This is a genomic window from Postechiella marina (assembly GCF_039538365.1).
Classification (GTDB): Bacteria; Bacteroidota; Bacteroidia; order Flavobacteriales; family Flavobacteriaceae; genus Postechiella; species Postechiella marina.
In genome coordinates this window covers 477,326-490,359 of record NZ_BAABCA010000005.1, presented here as the reverse complement: position 1 = coordinate 490,359, position 13,034 = coordinate 477,326, and the positions used below count along the sequence as shown (strand labels likewise).

Below are 13,034 nucleotides of genomic sequence, written 5' to 3'. Positions count from 1 at the left end.
TAATTTTGATGAGCCTGTCGCTTATTGGAATTATTTTTGTGCAGGCCTATTTTATTAATGATGCTGTAGAGAATGAAAAAGAGCGCTTTACCTTTAATGTAAAGAAGACTTTAAGTAATGTTTCGAATACTATTCAAACGAATGAAACAGATAAATATTTTTCTAAATATCAGAGTTTAGATAATGAGAAAAGAGGAGACTCTGCTGCAGTTTCTCAACTTTTTATTTATCAACAAAATAACAATACAAAAGAAACTTTTATTTATAAAAGTGAAATTTTAGAAGAAGACTATAAATTGTCTTCGTCGCTCTTTGACATTGGTTTAGATAGTCTTGATATTAAAAACATTATAGGCAGTTCTCAAATAGAAGTTTACAAAGGAAATAATGCTTTAGATAAAGATATTATAAGAAACCCTATTTTAAACATTGTAAATAGTGGTCGTTTAAAAAGTGAAGAGCGAAGTTACTTTAATAGAAACTTAAAGGCTTATACCAAAACAATACCTATATATAAACGTGTTACTAAAAAAGAAATTAGAGATTTATTAGACAGAAAGCTAAAAGAAAACGACATTGATATAGACTATGAGTTTGCTGTTTATAGTAAAGATTTGGCAACAAAAGTGCATAGCGAAGGGTTCGAAATAGATAATGGTTCTACCCACAGTGTACCTATGTTTTACGACGAAAATAACCGAAGCGTTTACAAGCTTTTAGTTAATTTTCCAGAAGATAAAAAATTTATTTTATCTTCTGTAATGGGTATGATATTGTTATCTGTAGTATTTACTTTAGTTATTATTATAGCATATGGTAGTTCGCTTTATCAGTTAGTAAAACAACGTAAAATAAGTCAGATAAAAACAGATTTTATCAATAACATGACGCACGAGTTTAAAACACCTATTGCAACAATAAACTTAGCTCTAGATGCTATAAGAAATCCTAAAATAATTGACGATAAAGAAAAAGTTGTTCGTTACTTAGGGATGATAAAAGAAGAAAACAAGCGTATGCATGCGCAAGTAGAAAATGTATTAAGAATATCTAAATTAGAGAAAAACGAACTAAACATAAGTAAAGATCGTGTAGAGCTTCATGAGCTAGTAGAAGATGCTATTACACATGTAGAATTAATAGTAGAAGATAGAGCGGGTTATATTAAAGTTTTCTTAGAAGCCGAAAACACATCTGTATTAGCAAACGAAACACACTTTACAAATGTTATAGTTAATATTCTGGATAATGCCATTAAGTATTCTCCAGAAGCACCTAAAATAGAAGTTTATACAGAAAATGTAGGAAACAATATTTTGTTAAAAATAAAAGATCATGGTAGCGGAATGAGTAAAGCTGCTGTAAAGCGTGTTTTTGAAAAATTTTATAGAGAACACACGGGAGACATACACAACGTTAAAGGGCATGGACTGGGCTTAGCGTACGTGAAGCGAATAGTAGACGACCACCACGGTTATATAACAGTAGAAAGTGAAAAAGAAAAAGGAAGCACATTTACAATAAAGCTTCCACTAATATCTTAAAATAATGGAAGAGCAAAATAAAAAGATTTTATTAGTAGAAGACGACCCGAATTTTGGAACCGTACTTAAAGATTATTTAACCATGAACGATTACGATGTCGTACATGCCAAAAATGGTATGGAAGGTTTCGAAAAGTTTAAAAAAGACGATTACGATTTGTGTATTCTCGATGTTATGATGCCTTATAAAGATGGGTTTACTTTAGCTAAAGAAATTAGAGAAAAAAACACAGATGTGCCTATTGTATTTTTAACTGCTAAAGCAATGAAAGAAGATGTTTTAAAAGGTTATAAAGTAGGAGCAGACGATTATTTAAATAAACCTTTTGATAGCGAGGTTTTATTAATGAAAATTAAAGCTATAATACAGCGTAAAGCCACAGAAACAATTTCAGACAGCAAACAGTTTGAGTTTAAAATAGGAAGCTTCGACTTAAACTCTAAATTACGTTTTTTACGTCACGAAGGTGGAGATCCAGTAAAATTATCGCCAAAAGAAAACGAATTATTACGTTTATTAGCCTTACATGAAAACGATTTAATGCCAAGAGAACTAGCATTAACAAAAATTTGGAGAGACGATAATTACTTTACATCTCGTAGTATGGATGTTTACATAGCAAAACTACGTAAGTATTTAAAATTAGATCCTAAAGTAGAAATACTAAATATACATGGCGAAGGCTTTAGGTTGGTAGTTAACGCCTAAACTTACTCGTTTTATAATATTAAAAATCCAGCAGTTTTGTTGGATTTTTTTTGTTATATATTTTATATACAAGCAGTAATTAACTAATAAATACAATTGATTTACGCATATATATAATACTTCTTTTAAAAAAGGGAAATTTTATAAGCACATTATAAAGATGATATATATGATTGATTTTAAAAAAATAAGCTTACTAGTTTGCTTAATGCTGTTTGCTTATGGATCTGCTCAAAATTTTGCAACCAAAGGAAATGGAATTAGAAATGGTGTAATAGGAGAGGCGAAAGGAAAATCGGTTTTTTATTTTTCTGAATTAGACGGAGTCGTTTCTGCATATTCTACAACAGGAAAAGAACTTTGGAGGTATAAGCCATTGTCTGCAGCAGTAATGTTTAAAATTATAGCAGAAGATGTTACTGGAGATAAAAACGATGAGTTATTAGCTGCAAGCGGAGATGGTAATATATATTGTTGGAATTATAAAGGCGATTTATTATGGCAGTTTAACCCAGGTTATAAAGTGCGATTTACAGAAGTAGCTGTTGTAAATAATAATGAAATTCAAATTTTTGTAGGAGGTAATAACTATTTATTGTATGAGTTAAACTCTAAAGGAAAGTTAGTATCCGAGACTAAAATTGATGGTTCGGTTAGAAAAATAGAGTCGGGTAATTTTATTCACAAAAATAAAGAAGATCTATTTGTAATGACTTATGGGCACGATAAGTTTAGATGGGAGTTTTTCGGAATTATAGATTCAAATTCAAAAGAAATAATAAAATCGTTATCACAAAAAAAATCACCTTTAAAAGAGATGTCTAAAGTCATGCTTACAGATTTTAAAATTGCAGACATTAATAAAGATGGAAAAGACGATATTTTAATGTTTGGCGATGTATCTTGGAAAGCTACTTATATAGCATTAGATGCTAATTTTAATGTAATAGGTAAACACATTGCAAATAAAAAAGATACGCAGCGTTATGCACATACACAAGGCGAAATATTAAAGCCTTTTAAAGATGAAGTAGTAATGAAAAGCGGAAGCATTTTGTATGTTTTAGACTTAAAAGGTAACCCCATACACAAAGCAGGTGTTAAGTATAAAAACAACACATATTCTGATATGGTTTTTGATGCAAAGCGCAACACCTTATTTACAATAGGAGATCTTGGAGGAGGAAATGGTGTATACGCCTATAATTTAAAAAATGAAAATTGGTTTAACAAAAACCATGATAATATAGGGAGGTATAAAGAGGTACAAGACAATGTTGTAAAGCTATATAAGGATGTACTTAATTTTAAAATGCCTTCTTATCAAAAAAAATCAAACAAGCCTTGGATGATGATTAGTAAGCATGAATTACCAAGCGAAGTTAAAAAGCTTAATGGTAACGATATTGTATTTATAGACAACCGTGGCACGTGGTCAGAAAATACAAATCGAGACGATTTAGTAGCTAAAATAGGAAAAAGTGCTTTAAAGAAAGATAAAAGAAAAAAGTACAATTTGTCTAGAGAAGAAATTATTGAACGGGCTAAGTTGTACGAAGCTAAAAACGAACCTTTTGTGTTATGGGCTGGTCATGGCAACGACCCATTTTATACTAGAATAGAAACTTTAGAGGCTATTTTAGAAGTAGCACCCAAAACTTGTTATGGTTTTATTTATGCCGAAATGGATGATGTAAAAGACCCAAGAGTTATTCATTTTGTAGAAGAATATATTCCTCGATTAGCGAAAGCTATACGAAAACATAATAAAGCTAAACTGTACTTTAGGTATAAGAATATGTTTTGGGCCTTAACTAATAATTTATCGCCATGGAAAAACTTATTTTTTTCGGGTGAGTATAGCGATATTCTTGTTCCCGCCTCAGAAGATACCAGTTCGAGAACGCAAGATGTTAATTTAGCAGGGAGAATTGGTATGCATTCTGGAGGTTATATTGATGATTTTGCAATGCGATTAATAGACGATAACCCAACAAGCTGGAGACCTTTAAGTCCTGGAGGGCAACGTTCTGTTTCTCCATATTTACGTCAAGGAGTTTTAATGGCTGCTTATGGCGGTAGATTTGGAGTTAATTTTGAAGGTACTTTTATAGAAAAACCAGGACTGGAAGTGTTGTATGCTTTAATGAAATCTGGTGTTTTACCTATTGTAGAAAAAGAAGATATACGTTCTATAAACTCATGGCATTTAATAAAAGATGTCGACGCTCATTTAATACACTCGGTAGATAATCATCATAATTTAAAACAATATAAAATGGATGATGACGATGCTGTGTTTTCTGTTGCGCAAATGCATTGGGCAGGAGCGAGTATTCCAGAAAACGATTATTCTAAAATTGCTTTGGGTGTAGATTATAGGTGGACTAACTATTTACCTAAAATGCCACATGGTATGGTGCCTATTGCCCCTTTTAAAACAGCGACTAAGCTTCAAAAAAATAAGGTGTTGTATACTGTTAGTAATGGTAAAAAAGGATTTTTAAATAACGAATTTGTTTCTGCTAAAACATATCAAGATACGTTTAAAAATATTATTGCTAAAGGCAAGGCAAAATTGCCAATAGTTGTAAAAGGAGCTTCTTGGAGTGCTATACAAATAGATAAAAAGCATGTGCGTGTTATTTTATTAGATCCAGGATATTTAGATCCGCAAGAAAGAGAGGCAACCATTTCTTTTAATGGAAAAAAACCAATTAAAGGTGTGGATATTTTATCTAACGAAAAAATTAAAATATCTAATGCAATAAAATTAAGTGTGCCAACAGGCGCTTTACGTTTTGTAGATTTTGAATATTAATTGTTATTAAAATGAGAAGTATAATTAGTTTTTTATTGGTTACATTAGTTTTAACCACAAGTTTATTTGCTCAGTCTAAGCAAAAACATCCCAATGTATTATTTATAGCTATAGATGATATTAACGATTGGATAGGGCCTTTAGGAGGAAATAAACAAGCCATAACGCCAAATATGGATAAGTTTTATAACAATGGCGCTATGGTATTTAAAAATGCAGTTTGTGCTGCGCCAATTTGTGGGCCATCTAGATCGGCTATCCTATCTGGTTTTTTGCCAAGTACATCAGGAATTTATGGCAATGGGCATGATATGACATTTTCTGATGTTGTTAAAAGAAATGCGACACTTCCAGAATATTTTTCTAAGAATGGTTATCATACTTTATCTAATGGTAAAATTTTTCATAAACATGGTACAAAAAATGGATTCACAGATTTTGGAGCTTGGGCTTATGATGAATTTGCAAGAGGAAGACGCTATAATAACGATAAGGCAGATAGCGAATATGTAACCTCTGGTAAATCGGGAATTATAAACGGTGTTAAAAACCCAGATTTTAAAGAGAAGAATTGTAAACTGAGTTGGGGGCCTACAAAAGATAATTTTGAAGAAACGGTTGATTATGCAGTCGCAGATTGGGCTAAAAATCAATTAGAACGCGATTTTGATAAACCATTCTTTATGTCGGTAGGGTTTATAAAACCACACTTACCTTGGTTTGTTCCTAAAGAGTTTTTTGATATGTATGATTTAAATAAACTTGAAGCTCCAAAAGTTAATGAGAAAGATTTAGACGATATTTTAAACAAAAAAGGATTGCCAGAATTTAAAGCAACCGATGAGTATAAGTGGGTTAAAAAACACGGTTTAGAAAAAGAGGCAACACGAGCGTATTTGGCAAGTATATCTTTCGCTGATGCTTGTTTGGGTATGGTGCTAGATGCTCTAGAAAAAAGCGGGCATGCAGATAACACAATAGTTATGCTTTGGGGAGATCACGGTTGGCATTTAGGCGAAAAAATGCGTTATAAGAAAAGTACGCTTTGGGCAGAAGTAGTGCATACACCTTTGTTAGTAAAGCTTCCAGGTATGAAAAAAGGACATATTAGTAATAAAACGGTTAGTTTATTAGATATGTACCCTACTTTGGTAAGCTTATGTAATTTGCCTAAAAAGAAAAATATTGAAGGTCGCGATTTTTCAATATTACTAAAAAATACTAAATCAAATTGGGACTATCCAGGTATTACAGTGTCAGCAAGTGGTACTTCGGTGGTTACTCCTCAACTTCATTATATAAGTTATTTATCAGGTACAGAAGAGTTGTATGATGTTGTTAAAGATCCTTTGGAAATTAAAAATTTAATTAATAATAAAAACTATAAAAAAGAGATACAGAAATTAAAGAAATTCGTGCCATTAAATAGGGTGCAGGCAAAGAAGGAGCATTATGATAAACCTAAAAACTATGTAGATGCAGACCAAGATCCAAGTATTAAATTAGGAAGGGATTTAAATAAATTACAATAATTTTAGCCTAAAAGGTATTGCACTACAAAGTTTGTTTTTATTTAAAAGTATAGTGTTTGTATAGTTGTTTTATGTCTATAACCTCCTATTACTAGCGATGTGTTAGTTTGGATGTAGATAATAGATATACTAAAAAAGTCATTTATTGCTATTTTTTGTTAGTTTCTTGCCGAAATTAGCAAAGTAGTTTAAGACCTTTACAAGGTTGATAAATCTATAAATAATAATTATGACTTTATACAAATCTTTAGCATTAGTGTTTTTTTGTGTTTTAAGCTTTTTTAGCTGTAAGCAGAAAGAGGGTGAAAAAAGTATAGAAACACCAAAAAGACCAAATATAGTTTTTCTACTATCAGACGATCAAACAAGTATTGCAACGGGATGCTACGGTAACAGTCAGGTTGTTACACCAAACATGGATAATTTGGCTAAAGATGGTGTAATGTTTACAAACCATTATAACACAACAGCAATTTGTATGGCTAGCCGAGCAACAATAATGACGGGTATGTACGAGTATAAAACGGGTTGTAATTTTATGCATGGTCCATTAAAACCAGAGAAATTTAAAAAATCGTACCCTGTAATTTTAAGAGAAGCAGGTTATTATACAGGTTTTGCGGGTAAATTTGGTTTTGCAGTATCTAATGGCGAAAGTTGGAAAGAAGATACAAATGACGTGTTACCTATAGATAATTTTGATGTTTGGGGTGGTGGCCCTGGGCAAACCTATTACAAAACATCCAAAAACCCAACAATAGCTCAATATGCCAAAGAATATCCGCATAGTTCTAGAGCTTATGGAGCTTGGGCTCACGATTTTATAAAATCTGCAAAAGCATCAGGCAAACCATTTTGTATGTCTATAAGTTATAAAGCACCACACTTACCGTTTACACCAGATAAATATTTCGATTACGTTTATAAAGATAAAACATATAAAAAACCAGCTAATTATGGTGCGGAAAGTGCAACGCATTTATCGCCACAAGCAAAATCTGGAAGACAATATAATGCTTACAATTTTTGGAGAGAAACAGAAGATACATATCAAGAAGCTATAAAAGGATATAATCAACTTATACATGGTGTTGATTATTCTTTAGGTATGATAAGAAAATCGTTAGAAGAATTAGGGGTTGACGATAATACTATTATCATTTTTACAAGTGATAATGGTTACAGTTGTGGGGCTCATAATTTTGGAGGTAAAGTGTTACCATACGAAGAAGCATCAAAATCACCATTAATTATCTACGATCCGCGTTTGCCAAAAAATAAAAGAGGTGTTAAGCTAAATAACGTTACAGCAAATATAGATATGGCACCAACTATTTTAAGTTATGTAGGTATAGATGTGCCTAAAAACATGGATGGAGAAAATTTAATTCCATTAATGTCTAATGCAAAAGAGTTTAAGCGTGAGTCTATAGCTTTAACCAATATGTGGGGTAATGACGAAATTCAAGCATTAACTGTAGTTACCAAAGACTGGAAATATATTTATTGGCAATATGCAAACAAAAGTATGCAGCCAACAGAAGAGCTGTTTAACATAGGCAAAGACCGTTTGGAGCTTAATAACTGTGTAAATAAACCAGAATATAAAGAGCAATTAGAAACTATGCGTAAGTTGTACGACGAAAAGTATAACCATTTAGTATCTAATGGTTTAGAAATACATGATTACAAGAAGTATGCGGTTTTATTTAATAGAAAAGCAAATGCTGAAGAGAAGAAACCTTTTTTAACGGGCGATTATCAAGAGGTATTAAGGCAAAAAGCACAAGAAATAGCATTAAAGAATAAAAATAAGTAGGTAGTATTAATATAGAGAATAACATGATTAATTTAAAATTTTTACAGTTTAAATCATTATTAGTAATAGGCTTAGTTTTTTTTAGTTTTAAAAAAACAAACAGTCAAGAACGTCCAAATATAGTTTGGATAGTTTCAGAAGATAATTCTAAACATTATTTAAAATTATTTGACGAAAAGTATGGCGTAGAAACCCCTAATATAGAAGCATTAGCCACAGATGGTGTTGTTTTCGACCATGCATTTTCAAATACACCAGTATGTAGTGCAGCAAGGTCTACTCTAATTGCTTCGTCTTATGGACCACGTTTGGTAACTCATTATCATAGAAATTTAAAGCAAGTACCTTTGCCTAATGGTGTAGAGATGTTTCCTGCTTATTTAAAAAGAACTGGTTATTATACTACAAACAACTCTAAAGAAGATTACAATCTTTTTAAAGCAGATAATGTTTGGGACGATTCTTCTAAAAAAGCAACGTGGCGAGATAGAAAAAAAGGCCAACCTTTTTTCCATGTTTTTAACATAGGGACTACGCACGAAAGCAGATTACATTTTACACAAGATGATGTAAAAGTACCTACAAAAGCTAATCAAGCTTCTATGGCTATTTTTCCGGTACATCCTCAAACAGATTTATTTAGATATACCAACGCGCGCTATCACGATAAAATGCAAGAAATGGATGGACAATTAGGAGAGGTTGTTGCGCAATTAAAAGAAGATGGGCTTTACGAGAATACAATTATTTTTTATTACGGAGATCATGGTGGTGTTTTACCAGGAAGTAAAGGGTATATAAAAGAAACAGGAGTGCATGTGCCTTTAGTAGTACGCATACCAGAGAAGTACAAAAATTTATCGCCAGTAGCAGCAGGAACAAGAACAAACGCTTTTGTAAGTTTTGTAGATTTTGGAGCAACTGTATTAAATCTAGCAGGTGTAGAAATTCCTAAAGGTATTGATGGACAACCATTTTTGGGTAAAAATATTTCTAAAAAACAATTAGATAAGCGCGACGAAACTTTTAGTTATACTAATAGAATGGATGAGAAATACGATATGGTACGTGCTGTACGTAAAGGAAAATATAAGTATGTTAGAAATTACGAGCCTTTTAATTTTGATGGCTTAATGAATAACTACAGGTATAAACAATTGGGGTATCAGCAATGGATAGAGATGTATAAAAACAATAAGCTAAATGCTGTACAGTCTCAATTTTTTGAGCCTAAAGCGGTAGAAGCACTTTATAATGTAGAAGAAGATCCGTTCGAAACAAATAATTTAGCAGGTAAATTAGAATATAAAAATACATTAAAAAGCCTAAGGTGTAATTTAAATAAACGCATTAAAAGTATGCCAGATTTATCTTTTTACCCAGAATTTTATTTAATTAACAATGCCTTTAATAATCCTGTAGCTTATGGGCAATTACACAAAAAAGATATTTCAAGGTATTCTAAAATAGCCAATTATGCCCTTTTAGATTTTGATAAAGTAAAATCTAAATTAGAAAAAAGCTTAAACTCTCAAGATACTTGGGACCGTTATTGGGCACTTATAGCAAGTAGTAGTTTTGGAGCGAAAGCAAAAGAATTAGCACCAACAATAAAAAATATATCTAATACCGATAGTGAGTTAGTAAACAGAGTTCGTGCAGCAGAATTTTTAGGCTTAACAGGTAGCGCAAATCCGGTATCTGTAATGACAGAGGCCTTGTATACTTGTAAAGATGGACCTCAAGCGTTATTAATATTAAACTCTATAGTGTTAATGCAAGATTGCGAAAAGCATTATAACTTTAATATTAATGAGTCTAAAATCAATAAAATAGTATTGGACGAGCCTCAGGTATTAAGACGATTATTATATCTAAATTCAAAATAATAGTTAGTAGTAAATAGTTAGTTTTTTTTTCAAGAGGAGAGTATTAGTTTAATACTCTCCTTTTTTGTTAATATATTGTATAGTTCTGTTATATTTTGGTAGTCAGCTATTTATTGGTTTTTGTGTTTCTAATAAATTTGTAAATAAGCGGTATGGCTCATAAAAAAGAACATATGTCATCATAGAATATGTATTAAATCTTTAATATCGTAAACTTAAATAAACACTCATATTGAAAATTAATTAAATGATGAAGAAACTATTTCTTTTAACGCTGTTAATTTCGGTAGTAGCAATTACCGAAATGCATGCGCAAACAACAAATTTTGATGCGTCGTGGCAATTTTTTAATGCTGAAGCAGAAGGTGCCGAAAAACCAGATTTTGACACTTCTAAATGGCGAAAATTAGATTTACCACACGATTGGGCTATAGAAGGGCCTTTTGACGAAAAATATAATGCACGTTGTGGAGGGTTGCCTTTTCATGGTACAGGTTGGTACCGTAAAAACTTTAAAATGGATGCTAGTGCCAAAGGTAAGGTAGTACGTGTAGAGTTTGAAGGAGCTATGTATAATGCCCATGTTTGGGTAAACGGAGAGTTTGTAGGCAACAGACCTTACGGGTATATTGGTTTTGAGTTTGATATTAGTAAACATTTAAAATACGATGGATCTAATAATGTTATAGCTGTGCGTTTACAACCAGAAGATTTGTCTTCTCGCTGGTATCCAGGAGCTGGGATTTACCGTTCTGTTTGGTTAAAGGTAGACGAGCGAGTGCATGTTGGACATTGGGGAACATATATTACAACGCCAACAGTAACCGAAAAATTGGCTGTGGTTCAAAATGAAACTACGGTTACTAACAAAACCATATTACCTGTTGATGTAACTGTAAATCATGATTATTTTTCTCCTGATGGTAAAAAAGTAGCATCTGCAAAAGAAGATATAAAAGTAGCTGCCAATGCTTCGGGTACTTCAAATGTATGGTGTAACATAGAAAATCCACAGCGTTGGGATACAGATACTCCTAATTTATATAAAGTAGTTACTACAATTAATCAAAACGGAAAAGTAGTAGATACTTATGAAACAAAAATAGGATTACGTTCTATAGCTTTTACAAAAGACGGATTCTTTTTAAATAATAAAAAAGTACGTTTTAATGGTGTGTGTTTACACCATGATAACGGATCTTTAGGAGCAGCTATTTATAGAAGGGCAGACGAGAGAAAACTTCAGATAATGAAGGATATGGGCGTTAATGCCATTAGAACAAGTCATAATATGCCATCTCGTACTTTATTAGAACTGTGTGACGAATTAGGACTTATGGTTTTAGATGAAGCTTTTGATGTTTGGAAAATGGAAAAAGTACCAAATGGATATAATGTGTTTTTTGATGAGTGGGCAGAACGCGATATTAAAGATATGATTCGTAGAGACCGCAACCATCCATCTGTTATTATGTGGAGTACTGGTAACGAAATTATAGAGCAAAAAGATAAAAAGAACGGTTGGAAAGTTGCAAAGCGTTTAAGTGACTATTGCAAAGAAATAGATCCTACACGTCCTACTACAATGGGAATGAATAATTTTCCTAATCCATATACTTTTAATTTTGCTCAACAAGTGGATATAGCAGGTATAAATTATAAGCCTACAAAATACGAATGGGTACGCGAAGAGTTTCCAGAATTACCAATGTATGGATCAGAAACATCAAGTTGTACTAGTAGTCGTGGTGTATACCATTTGCCAATAGAGAAGTATAAAACACACGAGTCGTTACATGTAACGAGTTACGATTTAATAGGTCCTCCATGGGCTTACCCGCCAGATGTAGAGTTTCATTTTCAAGAGCAAAACCCATATAATATGGGAGAATTTATTTGGACAGGGTTTGATTATTTAGGAGAACCAACTCCTTATGGAGGTAAAGACAACTCTACTAATGGATATTGGAATGGAGATTGGCCATCACATAGTTCTTATTTTGGAGCTGTAGATTTGTGTGGATTTCCAAAAGATAGATTTTATTTATACCAAAGTCATTGGACAACAAAGCCAATGATTCACCTTTTACCTCACTGGAACTGGAAAGGTATGGAAGGGCAAAATATACCAGTATATTGTTATACAAACTGTGATTCTGCAGAACTTTTTGTAAACGGAAAATCTATGGGTAAAAAAGTTAAAGGAAAAGATTTAACCGAGTTGAAAGTTAATTTTTTACGATACGAACCAAAAACGTTTCAATCTAAATATCGTTTATCTTGGGAGGTGCCATATCAAGCTGGGAACATAAAAGTTGTTGGTTATAAAAATGGAAAAGTGGTTCAAGAAGAACAAATTTTTACAGCAGGAAAGCCTGCAAAAGTTACTTTGTCTGTAGATAGAGAAACTATTGATGCAGACGGTAGAGATTTAGCTTATGTAACGGTGAGAATTGAAGATAAAAATGGAAACTTATGTCCTAATGCAGATAACCAAGTGTTCTTTTCTGTAAAAGGCGCAGGAAATTTAGAAGCTGTAGATAATGGTAACCAAATTAGTTTAGAGTCTTTTCAAGCCAACCACAGAAAAGCATTTAGCGGTATGTGCTTAGCCATTTTAAAGTCTTCTAATAAAAGCGGGTTAATAACATTAAATGCAAAATCTAAAGGTTTAGGAAGCGCTAAGATTGTTGTAGAAACTAAATAACAGTTTAAGAAGT

7 protein-coding genes are annotated in these 13,034 nt (G+C 32.2%); all 7 read left to right on the top strand.

Features of this window, described 5'->3' with window-relative positions; translation table 11 throughout:
- Positions 1 to 8 precede the first annotated feature (8 nt).
- The 7 genes from ABD715_RS13485 (at position 9) to galB (ending at position 13,021) form a co-directional block, all read left to right on the top strand.
- The gene (locus tag ABD715_RS13485; protein ID WP_344788803.1) at positions 9 to 1,544 is read left to right on the top strand and encodes a sensor histidine kinase; all 1,536 of its coding nucleotides are present in this window, start codon (positions 9 to 11) and stop codon (positions 1,542 to 1,544) included.
- A gap of 4 nt (positions 1,545 to 1,548) precedes the next feature.
- Entirely contained in the window at positions 1,549 to 2,253 is a 705-nt protein-coding gene (locus ABD715_RS13480) for a response regulator transcription factor (RefSeq protein WP_344788802.1), read from the top strand.
- Positions 2,254 to 2,422: 169 nt separating this feature from the next.
- Positions 2,423 to 5,074, top strand: coding sequence for a hypothetical protein (locus ABD715_RS13475; RefSeq protein WP_344788801.1), 2,652 nt, complete (start codon positions 2,423 to 2,425; stop codon positions 5,072 to 5,074).
- 11 nt (positions 5,075 to 5,085) lie between these two features.
- Positions 5,086 to 6,606 (top strand): sulfatase, encoded by a 1,521-nt coding sequence (locus ABD715_RS13470; protein ID WP_344788800.1) that lies wholly within the window; start codon positions 5,086 to 5,088, stop codon positions 6,604 to 6,606.
- Between the two features lie 229 nt (positions 6,607 to 6,835).
- Positions 6,836 to 8,425, top strand: a complete 1,590-nt coding sequence (locus ABD715_RS13465) for a sulfatase family protein (RefSeq protein ID WP_344788799.1) — start codon at positions 6,836 to 6,838, stop codon at positions 8,423 to 8,425.
- A 23-nt stretch (positions 8,426 to 8,448) separates the two neighbouring features.
- A complete protein-coding gene (locus ABD715_RS13460; protein WP_344788798.1) occupies positions 8,449 to 10,314 on the top strand; it encodes a sulfatase family protein in 1,866 nt (621 codons plus the stop codon).
- Positions 10,315 to 10,561: 247 nt separating this feature from the next.
- Positions 10,562 to 13,021 carry a beta-galactosidase GalB gene (gene galB / locus ABD715_RS13455; RefSeq protein WP_344788797.1) on the top strand — a complete coding sequence of 820 codons (2,460 nt, stop codon included), beginning with the start codon at positions 10,562 to 10,564 and terminating at the stop codon, positions 13,019 to 13,021.
- Positions 13,022 to 13,034 lie beyond the last annotated feature (13 nt).